Below are 21554 nucleotides of genomic sequence, written 5' to 3' on the forward strand. Positions count from 1 at the left end.
CTCTCGCGGAGAAGTTCGCAGTGGCGAAAACCCGCTCCTCACGACTAGCGTCGGTCGGCATGCGACAGACCGTACCGGCCGACCGGACCACCGATGGCGAGAACGTCTTCGGCCTGATCACGCCCGAGGACTGGTATCGCATCCCGCTCCAGCCGGCGGAGCAACGGGAAGCCTCCGTGAGCGCTTTGATCAAGAGGCAGTTCACTGGTGTCGACGACCAACCGGTACTGCGTCGCCAGGCGGAGGAGCAGTTGCTGGGGGCCGCCGAGGCAGGCGTGCAGCAAGGCGGCGTGGTGCTCTACCTGTCGTTCCTGGAGGCGGCGGGCATCCCGCTCTCCGCATCCCTGCTGATCTCCCGTGTCCACCAGCGGTTCGACAGCCTCGACGCGGTCTCCGCCCTCCGGGGCAAAGGCGAGACGTCGCACGTACGTCTGCCGGCCGCCGGGCGCGCGGCCCGTCGGCGACGGTCGGAGCGGACGCGGGAAGCCCGTCGACTGGGCACCGAGTTCGAGGACACCATCGTGGAGTACTTCGTCCCCGTACCGGATCGGGACGAGGTACTCATGCTGACCTTCAGCACCCCGCTGGAGCCAATCGCGGACGCGATGGCGGAGCTCTTCGACGCGGTCGCCGGAACTCTGAGCTGGCAGAAGAAGGCTGCGGAGACTCAGTCAGGTCGCGCCGATCAGACAACTCAGACGAGTCGAACGACTCAGGAATCACGGGGGCAACAGGGATGACCGAGGGGCGGCTCAGGGTCTCCACCGAGGATCTGCGCACGGCCGGGGTGGGACTGCGGACGGTGGCCACGGAGTTGGAAGGGCTCGACAAGCTCCTGGACGCCTACGACCGGCGGACGGTCGGGCACAAGCTGTTGCAGGAGCGGCTGCAGGAGTTCTCCGACGGCTGGAACGACAACCGCGAGAAGATGATCGAGGAGATCAAGGGCCTCGGCGAGGTGGCCAAGACGGCGGGCGAGGCGTACACCCAGATCGACGACGAGCTCTACAAGGCGCTCGTCGGCGAGAAGAACGGCAAGGGCAAGAACACCGGCAAGGACAAGAAATGACGCGCCCCGCCGACCACCGCTGGGAGGTGCTGGGTGAGAGCGAGGACCCGGTACCGGGTGACGTGTACGACCTCACCGCGCTCGCCAAGCGGTTCACGGCCACGGCGAAGACCATCTCGGACTCCGCCGCCGCGCTGCGCCGTCTCGGGGACCAGAAGAGCTGGGACTCCAAGGCGGGCCGGGAGTTCGCCGAGAAGGCCGACGACACCGCGAAGACCGTGAGCAAGGCACACGGCCGCTACGAAGAGGCCGGCGCCGCGCTGAAGGAGTACCACACCGAACTCACCACGATCCAGGACGAGGCGGACGGGCTGCTCAGCCAGGCCGAGACGAAGAGCGGCGATCTCACCACCGCAAAGTCCAAGGCCGACAGCCCGCCCAAGGACACCGACAAGGCCGGGCAGAAGACGCTCGACACCGCGGTCACGACCCTCCAGGGCGATCTGGCCGAGCTGCGCGGCAAACTCTCCACGCTCAAGGGCCGTCACAACACGGCGGGCAATACCGCCGCCAAGCGCATTCACAAGATCACCGAGGGTGACGACCTCAACGACTCGTGGCTGGACGAGCTGCGCGACACCCTGAACATCGTCGCCGACATCGCGGGAGCCGTCGCCGCCGTCTGCGGGTTGGTGGCACTGCTTGTCGGCTGGATTCCGATCATCGGGCAGGCGATCGCCGGCGTCCTGGGCACCATCGCTCTGATCGCGACCGCCATCTCCCTCGTCTGCCACCTGCTGCTCGCCATCAACGGCGACGGGTCGTGGGGAGACGTCGCCATGGACGTACTGGGGCTCGCGACCTTCGGGCTCGGACGCGTCTTCTCCGCCGGTGCCAAGCTCGCCGCCACGGCCGGCCGCAGCCGGGTGTGGACGGCGGCGACCCAGTACGTACGCGGATGGAACCCGACCCTCGGCTCTGCGGCCCGGCGGGCCCTGGTCGTGGAGATGGTCGGAGCGCGAGCCGGTGCCACCGGGGCCGCCGCCGCGCCCAACGTGAGCCTGGGCGCCGCGTTCAGAGGCCTGCCGCGTTCCTTCGCCGACGACCTCAGCACGGTCCGGGGCAACTGGAGGGACCTGTTCAAGGGCAGTGACAACCTCGCGGCATTCCGCGACGCCTGGAACGCGGGTGGCATACGCGGCTTCGGCAGCATGTACGCGGGGCCGGGGATGGTCGACGAGCTGGCCCGCATCAAGAACATCGACCCCGCGGACCTGAACTTCGTCGGCACACCCGACGCTTTCAGGCAGGCCATGCAGTACAACTCGTGGGCGATCGGGGCAACGAGTACCGCAGCGGTCGCGGACGCCAAGAGCTTCATCGGGCTCTTCGGAGACCCGGACATCGATGTGACCGGCCCCGATGCGTCACTGGCCGGAAGGTAGCCCCCGGATGCACACCGCAGACACGGCTTCCGCGGACTGGCACCAGTGCCGAGTCACGTTGCCCGCACCGCACAACTGGATCGTTCTCGATCTCACCGTCCGAGCACCGGACACGTGGGCACAGTCCGTGGCCGAGGAGCACTTCACGGCTGACGTACCCGCTGAACGGTGCACGGCGTTCGCGGAGGACGTGCTCTGGTACTGGAATGTGGCGAGGCGCCAGCAGGCACTGTGCGCAGCGCTCCACACGCCTCCGGACAGTGGGGTCGTCGCGTTCTACTCCGTACGGGAGTTGAGCATCCCGTCGGAGTCACTGCGCGTGGACGCGTTGCGCGCCGAGGCCGAGCGCGCCGAGGGACCGTACTTCAGGCCTCCGGACATCACCGAAGTCGAGCTTCCCCTGGGTGCCGCGCTACGGGTGCACCGTCTGGAGCCAACCGCTCCCGAGTCCGCCGGCGGGTCGGTGCTGGAAGGCGTGGCCCACTACGTCCTGCCCCGGGCGCACTCCACAGCCCTGGAGTGCCGACTCCTCTGGAAAGGCATGGGGCTCGGCGAGGAACTCGCCAAGATCGCCGACGAGCTGGCGGCATCAGTCCGTCTTGTCTGAACCGCCCCGAACACGTGAGTTCAGGCGCAGCCCTCCCAGGGTCCCGAGGCCGAACCGCTCCCAGGGAAGCAGCGCCACAGGGGCCCAGCTGAAGCCGACGGCAAAGAAGCTCAGCAGGGTGGTGAGCCACTCGGGAAGGATCCAGCCGAGCTGGGCGGCGAGCAGCGAGACAACAACCAGGTAGACGCTGAACACGACGATGGCGAAGGCCTTGAACAGGGCTTCACCCGGTCCGAGCCTGGGCTTCTCCTCAGTACCCCGGACCGCCGCGAAGGCGAGCAGGGGCAGCATCAGACCCAGCAGGCCACCCATGCCGATACCGCCGATGCCCACGGCGTTCCGTCCGTCATCGGGGACCGCTGGCGACATGAACGAGTCGTCGGCCAGGCCGATGGTCAGGGCGACGCCCGCATAGGCGCCGAGTGTCATGGTCGCCAGGACGAGCAGCAGCCCCGCACCGAACGCGATGTTTCCTGCCGTCGACCGCCGCGGACTCTGCGCCCGGGGCTCCCCGGCCCCTGATCCAACAGACATGGACTCTCCCATTCCTCGCGGGGTCCGGACGAGGATAACCGGCTGGGTGGACGAACGGAGGAGCGCCCGGCACGGCTCCTCCGACCGTGAAAGACGGGCCCGCCGACTCCCCGAGTCGGGAAAAGGCGGCCCCGGCACGCGTGTGCCGGGCCCGCGTGCACCCGGCCCGCGTCAGCTCGCGGCTCGTCAGCGGTTCAGATCCATGATTCCGGCGCCGAGCCCTTCGTAGGCCTCAGGCACAACGGTGGCGACGAGCGCCCCCTCGGGGAGCATGTGGCTCGGCCGCGACGCGTGCACGGCAGCACCGACGCCGAAGGGGACTCCGCCGCGGCACAGATCGGCGATGGTCACAGCCATCGCGTAGTCGTCGTCGATCACATGCAGTACGTCGACCAGCAGGCCCGCATGACCGACGATGCCGGTGCGTTCGCGCTCAGCTTCGAGGAGACAGAGGACGGGCACCCACAGGCGCACGTCGCCACTGGCCGATGCCGCGTAGATGAGGCCGGAGACCTGCTTGTTGCCTCCCATCGCGAGGAGGGTCGAGGTGTCGAGGACGTAGTGCTCGGTCTCGCTCAAGAGGACGACTCCGCCTCAGGAAGGGCGGCCCGGTGTGCGGCGGTGGCCTCACGCATCTTGCGGCGCATCTCGGCGGACTCCTCGTCCGTCACGTAGTGCCCGAACCGCTCGGCGAGCAGGGCCCGCGTGCGGTCGGCCCGCTCCCTGATCTGGTCAGGGGTCAGCGTCTGAGCAGCTATGTCCTGCATGAGGGCCCGAAGGCTGGTGCCACGCGCTTCGGCCACGGCGGCCAACTGGTCACGGACTTCGGCGGGCACACGGATCATGACATCGGCCATGGAGTGAGTATACGTGGCGTATACGCCTGCGGGGATGCGCGGCGACATCCGTAGCTCTCGCGAAGTGTCACCGCCATGCCGTACTCCCGGCGCCTCCACCAGCCCTCAGGGCCGGGCATCCACTCGGCCGCGATCAGGACACGACGGGGTGGACGATTTGCTCCACCGAGCCGCAATTGCCCATGCTGCGAAAGCAATCCCACCTGGCGATGCCGCTAGCCCCACCGATACCGTCAGTCACTCCGGCTGCAGTCTTGCCCTACCGGGAGTCGACCATGGATCGCTGCGCTTTGCCCGTTGCTACGGCACTCACTACGACCGCAGCCGCAGCCGCAGCCGCAGCCGCAGCCGCTCCAGGCAACTCGGGATCAACGCCGACGACTCCGTCGACAAGGGCAGTGCCGAGAGGGCCGACCAGACCACTCCCTGCGGCAACGATGTCTCCACTCACTCGAAGACGGCCCGGACAACTTCAAGGCCTCCAGCCGCCCGAGAGAACACCGGGGCAGGCCCAACAGGGAACAGGACACCCTCCCAGCCGCGCCTTGAGACGGCTCTGGGCATCGCGATGCACCGAGCATTTCGTCACGACCGGAACCGTAAATCCCTGAGATCGGCATAAGAAATGTCCAAATCCGACTTGGTTGTCGACTTCGACCTGCTCGACAAATCAGTCAAACAACTCGACGCGATTCAGCGTGAGTTCAAGAACCTCGGCGAGTGGAAGGATGACATCAAGTCGGTCGTGGGAGCTCCTGCGCTGAAGGAAGTAATGACCGATTTCATCGACAACTGGGACGACAACCGAAAGAGCTTGCTCGATTCGCTGGAAACCGTCGGGAAACTGGTGGAGGGGACTCGGGACGCGTTCAAGAAGCTCGACGACGATCTGGTCAAGGCTGGAAAAGGGAAAGGGTAGCCCACCCTGCACCCAAGTAAATCGGCGTATCTTTTTGTCTGTCACATGGGGGAAGAATGGCAAGGCCGAAGGACTGGCATCCACTTCGCGAGGGTGATCCCGTGCCAGGCGATCCCGAGGGGGTCCGTGGCCAGGTAAAGCACATGAAGAAGATCGCCGAGTACCTGCGCACGCAGGCTGCTGCGCTCACCTCCATGGCCGAAGCCGACAACCTCAAGGGAAAATACGCTGAAAAGCTGGGCGAAGAGGCTCGTGGCCTGGGACGAAAACTCGACGAGGCGGAGGACCGATACCGTGAGGTGAAGGGACACCTTTCCAGCTGGGCCGATGAACTGGAAGAGCTGCAGCGGAAGGCGGACAAGGCACTTGCCGATGCCCAGGACGCCCAGCGCACCATCGACCGTCACGAAACGCAAGGCAGCGACAGAGCAGCCTCGGACAAGAAGAATGAGGAAGGCGGCGGATCGCCGGAAGAGAATCCTGAACTCAAACAGGCCAAGGAGGACTTGGAGGACGCACGAAAGCGGCTCAACACAACAGCTGGTGACTACGACGAGCGTGCCGGCCACTTCGCGGGCAAAATAAGATCGTCGATCGACGACGACATGAAGGACAGCTGGTGGAATGACGTAAAAGGGTGGGTCGCCGACGCCGAATGGCTCGACAAGGTCGCCGACTGGGCAAGTTGGGCGGCAACACTCGTCGGCATCGCCGCCATGTTCTTCCCTTTCCTCGGCCCTTTGGCGCTGGCTCTGACCGCGGTCGTGGCTCTCATCCACCTCGCGCAGGCACTCACCGGGAACGGCTCATGGTTCGACGTCATCATGGACATCGGCGCACTCAAGATGGCACGAAACGGAGTCAAAGCGGCCAAGGCCGTCAAGGCCCTTCAGGAGAGTTCCCGCAAGGCAGCGGCAGGATTGGCCAAGGACAAAGCCAAGTCTCAAGCGGCACAGGCCAATGCAGGGGCACGGAAGACGGCGGTCCGCAATGAGCGGAAGCGCGGTGGCACGTCAAGCAAGAACCGCGAGGCTGCCAGGGCACGTCGCTTGCGCATGGAGGGACAGAACCGCAGCGCCGGCAAGAGCGCGTCCGATGACGTACGCAACGCCGATATGCCTCAGATCACCCCACAGGAAAAGGCTGGTGCGCTGGGCGACAAGGCCCTCGGCCAACAGATCAAGGACATCAAGAAGTGGCGGGACGAGTATCCGGACAACAGCACACTCGCCGACAATGCGCGCCAGGCCGAGCGACACAAGGACACGGTTCAGGGATCATGGGCGGTCGCTACCGGCCTGGATGCTGCTGACAAGAGCGCGGACTACGTCACGGACGACGGATACAGCAGAATGAAGGACGGCATGACCGCGCCCGTAGGATCGCAATGGTGAAGGAAGCCCACAGATGACCACCGACCCTCACTCCGGGGAAGCAGACCAGGCCACTGTGCGAGCACGGCGTTTGCCGTACGGTGTGGCGTCCGTCAAGGTGATCTTCGTTCTGGCGCTTTGCCGTATGTTCGCCGCCCCGATGACCAAGGAACTTCTCGGCGAGGAGCTGCTCGCCATGCCGACCTGGGAGTGGTCGGTGTGCGCGCTCACTCCAGGAATCCTGATCTATCTGACGCGACGTCCGGCGGACTGGGCCCAGCTGACGGCAGAGCGCTTCTTCCTCAGGATCGCGCTCAGTTTCTATTTTCTCTACGCATTGGCCTTCGCGGTCTTCCAGGGTGTAGGGATCCTCTGGATCGCTGTCGCCGCGAGCATCGGAGGCTTCGCAGCCATCACGTACCTGAATCGCAGGGAGCAGAACCGTGCCCATTGAACCGTCTTCGACGGCAGGGAGCACTCAGCCGGTGACGGGGTATCGAATGCTGCTCCCCGACCAATGGGCCCAAGTTCCCCTGAGGCACGGCACCGAGGAAGCCATCCGCCGCATTCTTGACGACGCCTACACCCGTATCCCCAAGGATGCGCCACCGGACAAAATCGGACCCTACAAGCGCGAATTGGAGCGGCGCTTCCGTGGATCCGTGGCCGAGGCCCAGAAGGGCAAGGCCCTGGACCTCTACCTGCCGGTGAAGCCCATGAGCGGCAACTTCAGCCTGGGTGCCTCGATCGTCGTTTCGGAGACTCTCCTACCACGCCGCACCGAAGAGAAGAGCAAGACAGAACCAACTGAGCTGGCCGTGCAGTTGCTGTCACGCGACGGAGTGGAAGGAGCAGACCTGAGCTCGGGAGAAATCGACGGTGCCCTCGCTGTCCGCCGCGAGCACGTGGTCGCTGCGGACCTCGAGCGAGGCGCCGAACTCGCCTCCCGCCGCGTCGAGTACATCGTGTCCGTTCCGGACGACCCCGACCGCTGGTTCGTGGCTGCCCTGTCGACCATCGGTGGCGGAGACCCACGGGACGAACTGGCCGAGGCGCTCGTCGAGTGGTTCGACGCGGTAATGGCGAACTTCCGCTGGAGGCGTGGATGACCGAGTTCTGGCCCATCATCGACATCGAGTACGTCGATGCGTACCCCTGGGTCATCGTTCCGCCACGCGCCGGCCCTTCCGCCCCCTTCGAGGAGTGGGACGACATCCAGGCCTGGTGCCACGAGCGCGCCGAAGACCTCTGGCTGGACCGGGAACTCGATCCGGGGCCGAACGGTGTGGACTTCGTGGGAGGCACCCTGGCGCGCTGCGCCGAGGCCTTCTGCCCTCCCGGTTCGGAGCACTGGCTCTTCCTGCACCTCGACCACCCGACGGACACACCGCTCCCGGTCTGTGCCGCGATCGGGCCGGCGCAGGGGCCTCGCGAGGAGACTCTCCGAGCGCTCACCCTCGCGGATGATCCGCACGCCGTCGAGCGGCCGGTCGTCAAGTCCTTCAGGTCCGGGAGGCTCGGTGAGGGCGTGACCGTTTTCCGCTATGTCCCTCAGGACGATTCGCCACACCTTTTGGCCTGTGTCCGGTATGCCTGGCAGGTGGCGGAACACGGTGCCGACGTCGTCATGTGGACTGCCACCGATGACGTCGCCCGCCTCACGAGCGCTTCGGAGGACCTGGAGGAACTCGCGCGGTCCCTGGCGATCTGGATTCCCTGACCGGCACTCAGTCGGCAGCCGCCAGAAGCAGCCCGTCGTCCCGAAGCAGCCCGCCGTCCCTAAGCGCGACACCGGCGCCGATCACAGCGACGGGCGATCCCTGATCAGCTCCGTACGCGAAACATCGTGCCGGTCTCGTTGCCGCCCTCGCGTTTCCCTCGGAAAACGTTCGTGGCGGGGTGTGCGCCTGACGCCCACCCCGCCACGACCAGGCAGTCCAGAGCCACCCGAGGGTGACTCGAACCACCCCAGAAGGTGCGGACCTCAGCCCTTGACACCCTTGGCCAGCTCGTCGTCCAGGTCCTGGTACGCCTTCGCGGCGCTCGTGAGGAACTTGGACATGCCCGTCAGGCCGTCGATCGTGTCCTTCGCGCCCTTCTTGAACTCCGTGAAGGAGTCCTCGAAGGCCTGCGAGCCCTTGCGGGTGGTGTAGCCGTCCTTGACGAGGCCCTGGATGTAGCGCTCAAGGGAGTCGAGCTTCTCGTCGATCTTGTCCTTGGCGTCGGTCAGCTTGGTAGCCGCCTTGTGCATCTCGTCATATGTGATATCTGCGTCTTTGCCGCCGGCCATGTGGCGTCCTCCGTCACAACTCGACTTGCCGCAGGGCCAACCCCCGTGGCTCCCGTTGCGGATGATGCGATCGTCCGCTGAGCATGCAGCTTACGCAGAGCGCTTGCAGCCGCACACCCCGGATCCTTCAAGAGCCTTCAGGGAACCAGCACATACGCCGTTGCCTGTGGGAAGGGCGGAGCGGATATCGTCACGGGGCGGTCCTGGGCAGGAATCGGGACGGCCGGCAGCAGCTCGGGCCGGCCGGCCGACGGTCCGGTTCAGCCGGCAGCGAGCTCGGCTCAGCCGCAGACAGTTCAGCGAGTAAGAAGCTCAGTTCAGCTCAGTGCAGCTCATTTCAGTGGTCACTGGGGCGTGGTCCGTCGAGGCCGTCGCCCAGGGGATTCGGGGAGGACGATCGTGCGCCTGACTCTGACCGTCGTCGATCCACTCGGCGGCGCCGGTGCCGACGTGGTGCTCGACGCGGATCCTGAGTCCTCCATGGGGGACATAGCGAAGGAGCTGGCCGCACACGTCGGTCACGGCGGTGGGGCGCAGATCATCCCCATCGGCCAGCACGGGCAGCAGGCGGCGAGCGGCGGTGCGCCGATCGCGTACGTCGACGGGCATCCCGTCGACCCGGCCGCCACCGTGGGGACCTCGCCGCTGCGCGAGGGCGCCGTCGTCAGCCTGTACGACCCGGCCGGCTGTCTGCCCGGCGAGCCGACCGGGCTCGTCGAGCTGCGGGTGGCGAGCGGGCCCGCCGCGGGCTCCGTGCACCGGCTCGGCATCGGGCGCTACGACATCGGCAGCGGCCCCGCCTCCTACATCCGCGTCGAGGATCCCGAGCTCGCGGCGCGCGCGCTGACGTTGTCAGTTGCAACGGACGGAACATGCCAGGTCGCCCTGCACGGGGACGACAAGGACAAGGAGGCCGTCACACTCGACGGCGAGCCGGTCGAGGGGAAGGAGTGGCCGCTCGGCGCCCAGATCGCCGTCGGCAACACCCTTTTCGAACTCGACCGCTACTCCCCGCCGAACGCCGCGCTGAAGTGGTCCGACGACGGAACCGGCCTCGACTACAACCGGCCGCCCCGGCTCCAGCCGCCGGAGCGCCAGACCCGGTTCAAGCTGCCCGCCAAGCCGCGTGACTTCGAGGCCCGGCCGCTGCCCTGGCTGATGGCGCTGACCCCGCTGGTCGGCGCAGTCGTGGCCGTGATGATCTTCGGGCGCTGGTACTACCTGATCATGGCGTTGCTGAGCCCGATCATCCTGTTCGGCAACTACTTCATGGACAAGAAGCACGGGCGCAAGTCCCATGCGAAGCAGGTCAAGGAGTACAAGGAGCACAAGGAGCGGATCGAGAAGGACGCGCAGGACGCCCTCGTCGACGAGCGCCTCGACCGGCGCCAGGCCGTGCCCGACCCGGCCACGGTGCTGTCGATGAGCACCGGCCCCCGCACGCGGCTGTGGGAACGCCGCCGCACCGACCCCGACCACCTGGTCATCAGGGTCGGTACGGGGCAGCTGCCCTCCGAGGTCGTGCTCGACGACCCCGAGCAGGACGACCACAAGCGCGAGGTCACCTGGAAGATCGAGGACGCCCCCGTCGCCGTACCGCTGTGCGAGCGCGGGGTCGTCGGCATCGCGGGGCCCGGTGACTCGGCGCAGGCGATCGGGCGTTGGGTCGTCGCGCAGAGCGCCGTGCTGCACAGCCCGCTGGACGTGCAGTTCTACGTCCTCACCGAGAACAGCGCCCAGACCACCTGGGACTGGGTCCGCTGGCTGCCGCACTCGCGGCCCTCCGGTGCCCAGGACACCAACGTCCTGATCGGTACGGACGCCGAGACCGTCGGCGCCCGCATCGGCGAGCTGACCCAGCTCCTCGACGCCCGCCAGAAGGCGGCCAGGGAGAACGGCCGCCAGACCAACTTCACCGATCCGGACATCGTGGTCGTCTGGGACGGTTCACGGCGGCTGCGCTCCATGCCCGGCGTCGTACGGCTGCTGCGGGAGGGCCCCACCGTCAGCATGTACGCGATCTGCCTCGACGCGGAGGAGCGGTTCCTGCCCGGCGAGTGCCAGGCCATCGTCATCGCCGAGCCGAAGCCGCAGGAGCGCCCGGAGCGCGGGGCCCCCTCGGCGGACTCGGGCACGCCGGCCGGTCGCGGCTACCAGGCGGGCGCCAACGGCTTCCCCTCCTTCCAGGCCTGGCACACCACCACCGCGGACGACCAGCAGGAGGGTGAGCAGAAGCCGCTCGAACTGCGCCTGCGCGTCGAGCAGACGGGCACGGCCCGGGTCAGGAACGTACGGCCGGACTTCGTGTCGGCGGCCTGGTGCGCCCGTCTCTCCCGGTCCCTCTCCCCCATCCGCGACATCAGCGGCGAGACCGAGGACTCGGCGCTGCCCGGCTCCAGTCGGCTGCTCGACGTGCTCCAGCTGGAGCCGCCGACCAGTGACGCGATCTCCGCGCGGTGGCGCATGGGCGGGCAGTCGACGATGGCCGTCGTCGGTGAGTCCTACGACGGGCCCTTCGGCATCGACATCCGGCGGGACGGGCCGCACGGTCTGATCGCCGGTACGACCGGTTCCGGCAAGTCGGAGCTGCTGCAGACCATCGTGGCGGCGCTGGCCGTGGCCAACACGCCGGAGAACATGACGTTCGTGCTGGTCGACTACAAGGGTGGCGCCGCCTTCAAGGACTGCGTCAACCTGCCGCACACCGTCGGCATGGTGACCGACCTCGACGCCCACCTCGTCGAACGTGCTCTGGAGTCCCTCGGCGCCGAGCTGCACCGGCGCGAGCACATCCTGGCCGACGCCGACGCCAAGGACATCGAGGACTACCAGGATCTCGTGCGGCGCGAACCGTCGCACCGGCCGTTGCCCCGACTCCTCATCGTCATCGACGAGTTCGCCTCGATGGTGCGTGACCTGCCCGACTTCGTGACGGGCCTCGTCAACATCGCCCAGCGGGGCCGTTCGCTCGGCATCCACCTGCTGCTCGCCACACAGCGGCCGAGTGGTGTCGTGTCGCCCGAGATCCGCGCCAACACCAACCTCCGTATCGCGCTGCGCGTGACGGACGGCGGCGAGTCGAGCGACGTCATCGACTCGCCGGAGGCCGGGCACATCTCCAAGAACACGCCCGGCCGCGCGTACGTACGCCTCGGCCACGCCTCGCTCGTGCCGTTCCAGTCGGGGCGCGTGGGCGGGCGGCGGCCCGGCGCCGCCGACCCGCGACTCCTCGCGCCCTGGGCGGGACCGCTCGCCTGGGCGGACCTGGGACGGGCCGCACTGGTCAAGCCCAAGGTCGAGGCACGGGAGGAAGAGGAGATCACCGACCTCAAGGTGCTCGTCGACGCCGTTCGGGACGCCAACACCTCGCTCGGCATCCCCTCGCAGCACAGCCCGTGGCTGCCCGCGCTCTCCGAGACCCTGCTGCTCGACGAGGTCGAGGTACCGGCCGTCGCCGCCCTGGCGCCCGGCAAGCTGCCCCCTGCCCCGTTCGGCGTCGAGGACCTGCCGGCCGACCAGGCCCGCCGCCCGGTCGCCGTCGACTTCTCGTCCTTCGGGCACCTCATCGTGGGCGGTGCGCCCCGCAGTGGCCGTTCGCAGATCCTGCGGACCCTCGCCGGGTCGATCGCCCGCACCCACTCCTCCAAGGACGTGCACCTGTACGGCATCGACTGCGGCAACGGCGCGCTCAACGCGCTGACCCGGCTGCCGCACTGCGGTGCCGTCGTCGCCCGTAACCAGACGGAACGGGCCGTACGGCTGGTCACCCGCCTCAAGGGCGAGTTGACACGGCGTCAGGACCTGTTGTCCGACAAGGGGTTCGCCGACATCGGCGAGCAGCGCGCGTCCGTCGCCGAGGAGGAGCGGCTGCCGCACGTCGTCGTGCTGCTCGACCGGTGGGAGGGCTGGCTGCCGACGCTCGGCGAGTACAACCACGGTGAGCTGACGGACGAGTTGCAGACGATGATGCGTGAGGGCGCGAGCGTCGGCATCCACCTCGTGGTCACCGGTGACCGGCAGGTGCTGCTCGGCCGGATGGCCTCGCTCACCGAGGAGAAGTACGGTCTGCGGCTCGCGGACCGTTCCGACTTCTCGATGCTCGGCATCAACGCGCGCAAGGTGCCGGAGGAGATCCCGCCCGGCCGCGGCTTCAAGAACGAGTCGGCGATCGAGACGCAGTTCGCGCTGCTCTCCGACGACACGACCGGTCAGGGGCAGGCCGCCGCGCTCGCCACGATCGGTGAGGCCGCCGCGGCCCGTGACGCCGAGGTCCCGCGTGCGCGGCGGCCGTTCCGGGTGGACTCGCTGCCCTCCCGGATCGGGTTCACCGAGGCGTGGGAGATGCGCGACCCGGCGGTCGCGCAGTCCAGGCTGTGGGGTCTGGCGGGGATCGGCGGCGACGACATCATGGCGTTCGGTCCGGACCTGTCGCAGGGTGTGCCGACGTTCGTCGTCGCCGGACCGGCGAAGTCCGGCCGCAGCACGGCGCTGCTGAACCTGGCACGTTCGTACCTCCTCCAGGGTGTACGTCTGGTCATCGCGGCCCCCCGCCCGTCGCCGCTGCGTGAACTCGACGGCCAGGACGGCGTGTTGAAGGTGTTCACCGAGGACGACATCGAGAGCGACGACTTCAACGAGGCCATCGAGTCGGCGAGCCCCGAGGAACCCGTCGTGGTCATCGTCGACGACGGCGAGGTCCTGGAGGACGCGGACTGCGAGCGGGAGCTGAAGCGGCTCGTGCAGCGCGGCGCCGACCGCGGTCTCGCGCTGGTCATCGGCGGCGACGAGGAAGAGGTCTGCGGCGGCTTCTCCGGCTGGCAGGTCGAGGCCAAGAAGGGCCGCCGCGGCATCCTGCTGTCCCCGCAGGACTCCGGCGCCGGTGAACTCATCGGCATCCGCACGACCCGCAGCATGGTCGGCGGCCCGGTCACGCCCGGCAAGGGCATGCTGCACCTGGGGAACGGCGAGACGATCACGGTCACCGTGCCGCTGTAGGGCCGGTCACCGGGGTGCGGGCCGGGCGGGCGCGTCCGGTCGGGGTGGGGCGCGTCGGGGCGGGGCGTCGTACGCGATGCCCCGCCCGGCTCGTCCCGGCCCGGCTCAGCCCGACTCAGCCCCGCCCGGCCCGTCCCCGCCCGCTAACCGACCTTCGACATGCGGGCCACCGGGTCGCCCGCCTCCGCGTTGTCCGTCTCGTAGCGCAGGTCGTCACCGGCCGGGATCAGCCGGACCTCGTGCCGGCCGGTCGTGCACCGGGACGTGGTGGACGGCTTGGACACGCTCGTGGCGACCAGTTGCCGCTCGGTGACCTTCTTGAGGACGAGGTCGGTGTCGCAGGTGCCGCCGATGAGGTCGGTCTGCCGGAAGGTGCCGACGCGGTCACCCTCCCCCGCCTGGCGGACCGTGACGCGGAAGGTGCCCATCGGGAGGCTGCCTTCGAGGGCGAAGGCGTTGCCCTCCCAGGTGCCGAGGTAGGACTTGGGTACGGCGGAGAGCGCGCTGCTCTCGGCGGAGACACTGGCAGAGGCACTGGAGGAGGCACTGGCGGACGGGTCGGCGGAGGGGCGGGCGGAGGGGCGGGCGGTGGCCGCGGGCGGCGAGTCGGCGGCTCCCGAGTCGCCGCTGTCGTCCGAGTCGGCGGTGCCCGGCAGCAGGTCGAACCCGAAGACCGAGCCGAACGTCACCGCCGCCAGGGCTCCGGCCACCGCGAGGGCCACCGTGCAACTCAGCTTGCGGCCACGGCCGTTGGCGGTCGGCGCCGAGGTCGCGGCCACGCTGACGGACAGCTTGCCCGCGCCCACGCCGACGGTCGGGCCGGCACCCGCACTCGTTCCGCCCCCGCTCCCGCCCTCACCCCCGTCTCCGTCACGTGGTTCCGGGACGTGTGTGGGGGCGCCGGGCGGAGATGGGTGAGGCCCGTGGGGCCCCTGGGGCCCGCTGTTCGCATGGGGCGAGTAGGACGACGCGTACGACGGATCCGGAGGGCCGAAGACACCGGGTGCTGTTCCGGGTGCGGTCCCGGGGGCCGGCCCAGGTGCCGCCCCGGAGGTCGGCGTGGGCGCTGTCCCGGAGGTCGGCCCGGCCTCTGCGCCGAAGGTCGGCGCAGGGGTCGGCGCGGGCCGGTCCGGTGTCGTCCCCTCCCCCACCGACGGGCTGCTGAAGCCCACGAGCCCTGACGGTGCCGTCTCCGTCGCCTCCAGGTTCAGCAGCCGTACCGCGCTGCGGCTGACCTGTTCCACGAGCGGCCCCGGTAGCCATCCCGCCGCCACCAGCCGTGCCGCGCCCTCCGGGGCGAGAGCCGTGGCGAGAGCCTCCGGGGTCGGGCGCGCGGACGGGTCCTTGGCGAGGCACCCAGCCACCGCCTCCCGCAACTCACCGGACAGCGCGCCCAGTTCGGGCTCCTCGTGGACCACCTTGTAGAGGAGCGCGGCCGAGGAGTCGCCGGGGAACGGCGACGAGCCGGTCGCCGCGTACGCCAGTACCGCGCCCAGCGAGAAGACGTCGGCCGCGCCCGTCACCCCCTTGCCGAGGATCTGCTCGGGCGACATGTAGCCGGGCGAGCCGATGGAGACGCCCGTCGAGGTGAGGGAGGCCGTGCCGTCCGTCGCGCGGGCGATGCCGAAGTCGATGAGGAGGGGTCCGTCGAGGGTCAGCAGGACGTTGGACGGCTTGACGTCGCGGTGGACCAGGCCCAGGCCGTGCACGGCCGACAGCGCCTCGGCGAGTCCGGCGCCGAGGACCCGTACGGAGTGGTCGGCGAGGGCGCCGGAGTCGGCGACGGCGGCGGTCAGTGTGGGGCCGGCGGCGTAACCGGTCGCCACCCACGGGACGGAGGCGTCCGGGTCGGCGTCGAGGACCGGCGCGGTGTACGCGGCGCCCACCCGCCGGGCCGCCTCCGCCTCGCGGCGGAACCGGGCGCGGAACTCCTCGTCGAGCGCGAAGTGCGGATGCACGATCTTGACGGCGACCGTACGGCCGCCCGCGCTGCGGCCCAGATACACGCGGCCCATTCCGCCGGAGCCGAGCCGGCCGAGCAGCCGGTAGGGCCCCACGACGGTGGGTTCATCGACTTCGAGCGGCCGCATGGCAACCGCACCTCCCCCGTTTACCCGTACCCGTCGTCCCCCGTACGTGCTGCGCTCCCAGCAGAGTAGTGCCGTGCGTCCCCGCCGGGCTCTCGGCGTTCACCACTCGCTGTCCGGGCACGTTGTCCGGGTGCGTTGTCCGGGCACGCGGTGCGCCGCTTCGGAGGCTGTATCGGCTCTCCCTGTTACCGGCGGAAATGCCGGGCCCCTCAGGAAGCGCCGGGAGGCCGGCAATTCGCCCCCTCGAATTACCCGTACCCTCCCCGCCCCCGTACGTTCCCTTTCATCCCGCGAGATTCCGGTTCGTCCCGCCGGATTCCGATTGCTCCCCGGGTCTCCGGCTCCTGCCTCAGGGCTCCAGCAGGTCGACCTTCACGTCCGGCGCGAACCCGGTCGTGGCCCCAACCTTCCGCGCGAACTCGGTGACCGCTTCCAGCTGGGGCCCGCCGAAGCGGAAGTCGAGCGTCGTGAAGTAGCGCTCCAGGACGCTCTCGTCGAAGGCCTCCCAGCGGGCCGCCTGCTCGGCGACCTTGCCGACCTCCTCCAGGGACAGGTCGCGGGAGGCGAGGAATGCCTCGTGGACCTTGCGGGTGAGGACCGGCTCGCGTTCCAGGTAGTCGCGGCGGGCGGCCCACACCGCGAAGACGAAGGGCAGGCCCGTCCACTCCTTCCACAGGGTGCCCAGGTCGTGCACGGCGAGGCCGTAGCGCGGGCCGTCGAGCAGGTTGGCCCGCAGGGCGGCGTCGCCGATCAGGACCGCCGCGTCGGCCTCCCGCATCATCAGACCGAGGTCGGGCGGGCAGGTGTAGTACGAGGGCTGGACGCCGAAGCGCTCCGCGAGGAGGAGCTGCGCGAGGCGGACGGAGGTGCGCGAGGTCGAGCCGAGGGCGACGCGGGCACCGTCCAGCTGGTCCAGCGGGACCTGGGAGACGAGCACGCAGGACATCACCGGGCCGTCGCAGCCGACCGCGATGTCGGGGAAGGCGACCAGCTCGTCGGCGTGCCTCAGGAACTCGACGAGGGTGATGGGCCCGATGTCGAGGTCACCCCGCACGAGCTGCTCGCTGAGCTTCTCCGGGGTGTCCTTGGTGAGCTCGAAGTCGAGGAGCGTGCCCGTTCTCGCGAGCCCCCAGTAGAGGGGCAGGCAGTTCAGGAACTGGATGTGGCCGACGCGCGGCCGGGAGCGGCGGGCGTCGGGACGCCCCTCGGGAGAATTGTCCACATCGCGAGGCTAGCCCCCATGAGGTACGGTGCATGCCCCGGGTCCCGGAGCCGGGCTTTAAACGCCTTCTCCCTGCGGTGTCAACCCCCTGTGACACCGCGTGATACCGCTACGTCAACCCCTCCGGCGACCTCGCCAAACTTCCGGGTGACGTGATCTTGCCCTCTATTGCTTTCGGCTGCCCTCGTGGGTACGCTCATCCGCAAGTTGCAGTTTGGTTTCCCTTGCAGTACAGAGCCTGCGGAGCATGTGACCGCGGGCTCTCGTCGTTTTCAGATGAATGCAGTTGTTAACAAGCTTTTGTTTACACCTTGCAGGTTCTGGAGCAGGGCAACCCTTTGGGCCCAAGGAGGGCTTATGGCTACCGGAACCGTGAAGTGGTTCAACGCTGAAAAGGGCTTTGGTTTCATCGCCCAGGAAGGCGGCGGCCCGGACGTCTTCGTCCACTACTCCGCGATCAACGCGAGCGGATTCCGCTCTCTCGAAGAGAACCAGGCGGTTACCTTCGACGTGACCCAGGGTCCGAAGGGCCCGCAGGCGGAGAACGTCACCCCCGTCTGATCCTTCGGCCGAGTCCTGGCTCCCTGAGCCAGTCCTCCGATCCGGAACCTAGAGCAGTACCCAAGGAGCCCCGACGCCGTCAGGTGGAGGGGCTCCTGCCTTTCCCGGACCCGGGCCGGCACGACACTCGGGCCACCCCGGGCCGACCCGACTCGGGCCACCCCCGGGCCAGGCCGCCCCCGGCCCGGCCCGTGGTTCTAGTCCCCGCCGAGCTCCCCCTCGTACATCTCCTCGATCTCCCGGGTGAACTCCCGGGTCACGACGGCTCTGCGGAGCTTCATCGTCGGGGTCAGGTGCCCGGCGGTCTCGGTGAAGTTGAGGGGCAGGACGGTGAAGCGGCGGATGGACTCGGCGCGGGAGACCAGGCGGTTGGCGTCGTCGACCGCGCGCTGGAGGACGGCGAGGAGTTCGGGGTCGGTGGCCAGCGTGGCGACCGGGACCTCGGTCTTGCCCGCCATGCGGCACCAGTGGGCCATGCCCTCGGCGTCGAGGGTGACCAGTGCGGTGACGTACGGGCGGTTGTCCCCGACGACGACGCACTGGTTGATGAGGGGATGGGCGCGGAGCCAGTCCTCCAGGGGCGCCGGGGCGATGTTCTTGCCGCTGGTGGTGATGAGGATGTCCTTCTTGCGGCCGGTGATCGTCAGGTAGCCGTCGTCGTCCAGCTCACCGATGTCGCCGGTGGCGAACCAGCCCTCCTGGTCGGCCGGGACCACCCCGCCCGCCTGCGGGTCCCAGTAGCCGCGGAACACCTGGTCGCCGCTGAGCAGGATCTCGCCGTCCTGGGCGATGCGGACGCGGGTGCCGGGCAGCGGCCAGCCGACCGTGCCGAGTCGGGGCCGGTGCGGGTAGGTGAGGGTCGCCGCCGCGGTGGACTCGGTGAGGCCGTAGCCCTCGAAGACCTGGATGCCGGCGCCGGCGTAGAAGGAGGCGAGGCGGCGGCCGAGCGGGGAGCCGCCGCAGACCACCTGGCGGACCCTGCCGCCGAGGGCCGCGCGGATGCGGCGGTAGACGAGCGGGTCGTAGAAGGTGCGGGCCGCTCTGAGTTTCGCGCTCGGGCCGGAACCCGTGCCGTGCTGCTGGGCCTCCAGCGCCTCCCCGTAGCCGCGTGCCACCCGGGCGGCACGGTCGAAGGAAGAGGCGCGGCCCATCTTCTCGGCGGTGGCGCGGCCGGTGTTGTAGACCTTCTCCAGCACGTACGGGATGGCCAGGAGGAAGGTCGGGCTGAAGCCCGCGAGGTCGGCGAGCAGTTCCTCCGTACGGATGCTCGGCGCGTGGCCCATGCGGACGCGGGCGCGCATGCAGGCGACGGCGACCATCCGGCCGAAGACGTGGGAGAGCGGGAGGTAGAGGAGCGTGGACGCCGGGTCCTTGAAGGTGGACTTGAAGACGGGGTGGAGCAGTTCGACGGCGTTGTCGACCTCGGCGAAGAAGTTGCCGTGGGTCAGCGCGCAGCCCTTGGGGCGGCCCGTGGTGCCGGAGGTGTACATGATCGTCGCGAGCGAGTCGGGGCCGAGGACGCCACGGCGTACGGCGACCTCCTGGTCCGGGACGTCGCGGCCCAGCTCGGCGAGGCGGTCCGTGTGCCCCTTCTCGAAGACCCACATGTGCCGGACGTCGGGCAGCCGGTCCCGCTCCGGGCCGAGCGCGGCGGCCTGCCCCACGTGCTCGACGGCGATCGCCACCGCGCCGGAGTCCTGGAGGATCCAGCGCGTCTGGAAGACGGACGAGGTCGGGTAGACGGGGACGGTGACGAGGCCCGCGGCCCACGCGGCGAAGTCGAGAAGCGTCCACTCGTAGGTCGTGCGCGCCATGATCGCGAGCCGGTCGCCCGGCATCAGGCCCTCCGCGATCAGGCCCTTGGCGACCGCCAGCACCTGGTCGGCGAACTCGGCCGCCGTGACGTCCGTCCAGGTGCCGTCGGCGCCCTTGCGGCTGAGTACCGGGTCGTCGGGCACCTGGTCGGCGTTGTCGAAGGGGATGTCCGCGAGCGAGCCGTGCGTCACGGGCAGGATCAGCGGCGGGACCGAGACCTCCCGTACGACCCCGTCCAGCCGCCGCACCTCGGGCTCGGGGAGGGCAGGCTGGTGGTGGGAAGAGGGATCGCGGGACACGGGCGGCTCCTTACTCTCGCGCTCTCCCCATTACGGACCGGCGAAGTGGCAGGTTCACCTGGAAAGTGAGGGGCTTGTGTGCGGAAGAGTGAGAGGTTGGTGCGTGTTCGGACGGCTGTTCATCTTTTGCCCAACATAAGGGCACATCAGGGGCGTTGTTCACGGCCTCTGCGAGGGCGCCTCGCGGGCCGTCTCACGGACTGCCTCACGGGCTCCTCAGGTCCGTTCGAGGATCGCTGTGACGCCCTGGCCGCCCGCCGCGCAGATCGAGATCAGTCCGCGGCCCGGGCGGTCCCGCTCGGCGAGCAGTTTCGCCAGGGTCGCCACGATCCTCGCCCCGGTCGCCGCGAAGGGGTGACCGGTGGCCAGTGACGAGCCCGCCACGTTCAGCCGGGCCCGGTCCACCTGACCCAGCCCCCGCTTCTCCCAGGCCGCCAGCGTGGCCAGTACCTGGGACGCGAACGCCTCGTGCACCTCGACGAAGTCGAAGTCGCCGAGGCCCAGCCCGGCCCGCTCCAGCATGCGCGGGACCGCGTGGGCCGGTGCCATCAGCAGACCGTCCTCACCGTCCGCGCCCTCACCGTCCGCGCCCTCGCCGGCCGCGGTCGCCGTCACGAAGTCCACGGCGGCCGTCTCGTACGCCGTCAGGTGGGCGAGCGGCGTCAGTCCGCGCCCCGACGCCCACTCCTCGCTCGCGAGCAGCACGACGGCCGCGCCGTCGGTCAGGGGTGTCGAATTCCCGGCGGTCATCGTCGGGTTGGGGTGCTGCACGCCGAACACGGGCTTCAGGGAGGCCAGTTTGCCGACGGTGGAGCCGGGGCGGAGGTTCTGGTCCCGGTCCAGCCCGCGGAAGGGCACCACCAGGTCCTCGAAGAAGCCGCGTTCGTACGCGGCGGCCAGCCGCTGGTGGCTCGCGGCGGCCAGTTCGTCCTGCGCCTCGCGGCTGACGGCCCACGCACGGGCGGTGACCGCGGCGTGCTCGCCCATGGACAGGCCGGTACGCGGTTCGGCGTTGCGCGGGATCTCCGGGACGAGGTGGCCGGGGCGGATCCGGGCGAGCGCCTTCAGCCGGGCGCCCGCCGACCCGGCGCGCCGGACCTCCAGCAGGATGCGCCGCAGTTCGTCGTTGACGCCGAGCGGGGCATCGCTGGCCGTGTCCGCGCCGCCCGCGACGGCCGAGTCGGTCTGCCCGAGGGTGATCTTGTTGGCCGCCGCGATCACGGCCTGCAGGCCGGTGCCGCAGGCCTGCTGGATGTCGTACGCGGGGGTGCGGGCGTCGAGCCGGGAGCCGAGCACCGTCTCGCGCGCGAGGTTGAAGTCGCGGCTGTGCTTGAGAACCGCTCCGGCGACCAACTCCCCGACCGCGCCGGGCTCTTCGAGCCGGAAGCGGTCCACGAGGCCGTCGACCGCCGCGGTCAGCATCTCCTGGTTGGAGGCGGTGGCGTACGGGCCGTCGGAGCGGGCGAAGGGGACGCGTGTGCCGCCGACGACCGCGACGCGGCGCGGCATGCGCAGGGGTTCCAGGGGGCTGCTCATCT

General features: G+C 69.3%; 20 protein-coding genes. 11 read left to right on the forward strand and 9 right to left on the reverse strand.

Annotated features, from left to right (window positions below):
* Positions 1–59: 59 nt before the first annotated feature.
* From KUF83_RS17655 to KUF83_RS17670, 4 genes are read left to right on the forward strand one after another with little or no spacing between them, the layout of a single operon-like run.
* Complete coding sequence (locus KUF83_RS17655; protein ID WP_217455661.1) at positions 60–740, forward strand: hypothetical protein; 681 nt, start codon at positions 60–62, stop codon at positions 738–740.
* Positions 737–1069: a hypothetical protein gene (locus KUF83_RS17660; protein ID WP_217455662.1), complete on the forward strand. Its 333-nt coding sequence runs from the start codon at positions 737–739 to the stop codon at positions 1067–1069. The genes KUF83_RS17655 and KUF83_RS17660 overlap by 4 nt, the downstream gene beginning before the upstream one ends.
* The gene (locus tag KUF83_RS17665) at positions 1066–2454 is read left to right on the forward strand and encodes a hypothetical protein (protein WP_217455663.1); all 1389 of its coding nucleotides are present in this window, start codon (positions 1066–1068) and stop codon (positions 2452–2454) included. Before KUF83_RS17660 ends, KUF83_RS17665 begins: the two co-directional genes overlap by 4 nt.
* 7 nt (positions 2455–2461) lie before the next feature.
* Positions 2462–3061, forward strand: a complete 600-nt coding sequence (locus KUF83_RS17670; RefSeq protein ID WP_217455664.1) for a hypothetical protein — start codon at positions 2462–2464, stop codon at positions 3059–3061.
* On the opposite strand, the gene KUF83_RS17675 is transcribed toward KUF83_RS17670, so the two are convergent.
* From KUF83_RS17675 to KUF83_RS42615, 4 genes are all read right to left on the reverse strand, one after another.
* Positions 3044–3595 (reverse strand): hypothetical protein, encoded by a 552-nt coding sequence (locus tag KUF83_RS17675; protein ID WP_217455665.1) that lies wholly within the window; start codon positions 3593–3595, stop codon positions 3044–3046. The two genes, KUF83_RS17670 and KUF83_RS17675, sit on opposite strands and share 18 nt — an antisense overlap.
* Before the next feature lie 186 nt (positions 3596–3781).
* Positions 3782–4174, reverse strand: a complete 393-nt coding sequence (locus KUF83_RS17680) for a hypothetical protein (protein WP_254644001.1) — start codon at positions 4172–4174, stop codon at positions 3782–3784.
* Entirely contained in the window at positions 4171–4452 is a 282-nt protein-coding gene (locus tag KUF83_RS17685; RefSeq protein ID WP_217455666.1) for an Arc family DNA-binding protein, read from the reverse strand. The genes KUF83_RS17680 and KUF83_RS17685 overlap by 4 nt, the downstream gene beginning before the upstream one ends.
* A 312-nt stretch (positions 4453–4764) precedes the next feature.
* Positions 4765–4887 (reverse strand): hypothetical protein, encoded by a 123-nt coding sequence (locus KUF83_RS42615; protein WP_302828522.1) that lies wholly within the window; start codon positions 4885–4887, stop codon positions 4765–4767.
* A gap of 190 nt (positions 4888–5077) precedes the next feature.
* Here KUF83_RS42615 and KUF83_RS17690 point away from each other — a divergent pair, with 190 nt between their 5' ends.
* The 5 genes from KUF83_RS17690 to KUF83_RS17710 all read left to right on the forward strand — a co-directional run bounded on the left by KUF83_RS17690 (position 5078) and on the right by KUF83_RS17710 (position 8464).
* Entirely contained in the window at positions 5078–5371 is a 294-nt protein-coding gene (locus KUF83_RS17690; protein ID WP_217455667.1) for a hypothetical protein, read from the forward strand.
* A 143-nt stretch (positions 5372–5514) separates the two neighbouring features.
* Positions 5515–6765, forward strand: a complete 1251-nt coding sequence (locus tag KUF83_RS17695; RefSeq protein ID WP_254644002.1) for a hypothetical protein — start codon at positions 5515–5517, stop codon at positions 6763–6765.
* Between the two features lie 13 nt (positions 6766–6778).
* Positions 6779–7198: a hypothetical protein gene (locus KUF83_RS17700; protein ID WP_217455669.1), complete on the forward strand. Its 420-nt coding sequence runs from the start codon at positions 6779–6781 to the stop codon at positions 7196–7198.
* Positions 7199–7244: 46 nt separating this feature from the next.
* Positions 7245–7853: a hypothetical protein gene (locus KUF83_RS17705; RefSeq protein ID WP_217455670.1), complete on the forward strand. Its 609-nt coding sequence runs from the start codon at positions 7245–7247 to the stop codon at positions 7851–7853.
* The gene (locus KUF83_RS17710; RefSeq protein ID WP_217455671.1) at positions 7850–8464 is read left to right on the forward strand and encodes a hypothetical protein; all 615 of its coding nucleotides are present in this window, start codon (positions 7850–7852) and stop codon (positions 8462–8464) included. The genes KUF83_RS17705 and KUF83_RS17710 overlap by 4 nt, the downstream gene beginning before the upstream one ends.
* A gap of 264 nt (positions 8465–8728) precedes the next feature.
* Here the strand turns inward: KUF83_RS17710 and KUF83_RS17715 are convergent, their stop codons facing one another.
* Entirely contained in the window at positions 8729–9034 is a 306-nt protein-coding gene (locus tag KUF83_RS17715; protein ID WP_217455672.1) for a WXG100 family type VII secretion target, read from the reverse strand.
* A 399-nt stretch (positions 9035–9433) separates the two neighbouring features.
* Here KUF83_RS17715 and KUF83_RS17720 point away from each other — a divergent pair, with 399 nt between their 5' ends.
* Complete coding sequence (locus KUF83_RS17720) at positions 9434–14029, forward strand: FtsK/SpoIIIE domain-containing protein (RefSeq protein WP_217455673.1); 4596 nt, start codon at positions 9434–9436, stop codon at positions 14027–14029.
* A gap of 143 nt (positions 14030–14172) precedes the next feature.
* Here KUF83_RS17720 and KUF83_RS17725 read toward each other — a convergent pair whose 3' ends face one another.
* Complete coding sequence (locus tag KUF83_RS17725) at positions 14173–16119, reverse strand: serine/threonine-protein kinase (RefSeq protein ID WP_217455674.1); 1947 nt, start codon at positions 16117–16119, stop codon at positions 14173–14175.
* Between the two features lie 349 nt (positions 16120–16468).
* A complete protein-coding gene (locus KUF83_RS17730; protein ID WP_217455675.1) occupies positions 16469–17341 on the reverse strand; it encodes a menaquinone biosynthetic enzyme MqnA/MqnD family protein in 873 nt (290 codons plus the stop codon).
* Positions 17342–17698: 357 nt separating this feature from the next.
* Here KUF83_RS17730 and KUF83_RS17735 point away from each other — a divergent pair, with 357 nt between their 5' ends.
* Entirely contained in the window at positions 17699–17902 is a 204-nt protein-coding gene (locus tag KUF83_RS17735) for a cold-shock protein (RefSeq protein ID WP_033319512.1), read from the forward strand.
* 197 nt (positions 17903–18099) lie between these two features.
* Here KUF83_RS17735 and KUF83_RS17740 read toward each other — a convergent pair whose 3' ends face one another.
* Positions 18100–20016 (reverse strand): long-chain fatty acid--CoA ligase, encoded by a 1917-nt coding sequence (locus tag KUF83_RS17740; protein ID WP_217455676.1) that lies wholly within the window; start codon positions 20014–20016, stop codon positions 18100–18102.
* Between the two features lie 216 nt (positions 20017–20232).
* A complete protein-coding gene (locus tag KUF83_RS17745) occupies positions 20233–21552 on the reverse strand; it encodes an acetyl-CoA C-acetyltransferase (protein ID WP_217455677.1) in 1320 nt (439 codons plus the stop codon).
* Between the last annotated feature and the right edge of the window lie 2 nt (positions 21553–21554).

This window comes from Streptomyces sp. BV286 (genome assembly GCF_019090165.1).
Lineage (GTDB): Bacteria > Actinomycetota > Actinomycetes > Streptomycetales > Streptomycetaceae > Streptomyces.

What these genes read in the sequence shown, in the direction of transcription:
- KUF83_RS17655 (WP_217455661.1), top strand. Translation starts at nt 60, where the DNA reads ATGCGACAGACCGTACCGGCCGACCGGACCACCGATGGCGAGAACGTC.
- KUF83_RS17660 (WP_217455662.1), top strand. Translation starts at nt 737, where the DNA reads ATGACCGAGGGGCGGCTCAGGGTCTCCACCGAGGATCTGCGCACGGCC.
- KUF83_RS17665 (WP_217455663.1), top strand. Translation starts at nt 1,066, where the DNA reads ATGACGCGCCCCGCCGACCACCGCTGGGAGGTGCTGGGTGAGAGCGAG.
- KUF83_RS17670 (WP_217455664.1), top strand. Translation starts at nt 2,462, where the DNA reads ATGCACACCGCAGACACGGCTTCCGCGGACTGGCACCAGTGCCGAGTC.
- KUF83_RS17675 (WP_217455665.1), bottom strand. Translation starts at nt 3,595, where the DNA reads ATGTCTGTTGGATCAGGGGCCGGGGAGCCCCGGGCGCAGAGTCCGCGG.
- KUF83_RS17685 (WP_217455666.1), bottom strand. Translation starts at nt 4,452, where the DNA reads ATGGCCGATGTCATGATCCGTGTGCCCGCCGAAGTCCGTGACCAGTTG.
- KUF83_RS17690 (WP_217455667.1), top strand. Translation starts at nt 5,078, where the DNA reads ATGTCCAAATCCGACTTGGTTGTCGACTTCGACCTGCTCGACAAATCA.
- KUF83_RS17695 (WP_254644002.1), top strand. Translation starts at nt 5,515, where the DNA reads ATGAAGAAGATCGCCGAGTACCTGCGCACGCAGGCTGCTGCGCTCACC.
- KUF83_RS17700 (WP_217455669.1), top strand. Translation starts at nt 6,779, where the DNA reads ATGACCACCGACCCTCACTCCGGGGAAGCAGACCAGGCCACTGTGCGA.
- KUF83_RS17705 (WP_217455670.1), top strand. Translation starts at nt 7,245, where the DNA reads ATGCTGCTCCCCGACCAATGGGCCCAAGTTCCCCTGAGGCACGGCACC.
- KUF83_RS17710 (WP_217455671.1), top strand. Translation starts at nt 7,850, where the DNA reads ATGACCGAGTTCTGGCCCATCATCGACATCGAGTACGTCGATGCGTAC.
- KUF83_RS17715 (WP_217455672.1), bottom strand. Translation starts at nt 9,034, where the DNA reads ATGGCCGGCGGCAAAGACGCAGATATCACATATGACGAGATGCACAAG.
- KUF83_RS17725 (WP_217455674.1), bottom strand. Translation starts at nt 16,119, where the DNA reads ATGCGGCCGCTCGAAGTCGATGAACCCACCGTCGTGGGGCCCTACCGG.
- KUF83_RS17735 (WP_033319512.1), top strand. Translation starts at nt 17,699, where the DNA reads ATGGCTACCGGAACCGTGAAGTGGTTCAACGCTGAAAAGGGCTTTGGT.
- KUF83_RS17745 (WP_217455677.1), bottom strand. Translation starts at nt 21,552, where the DNA reads ATGAGCAGCCCCCTGGAACCCCTGCGCATGCCGCGCCGCGTCGCGGTC.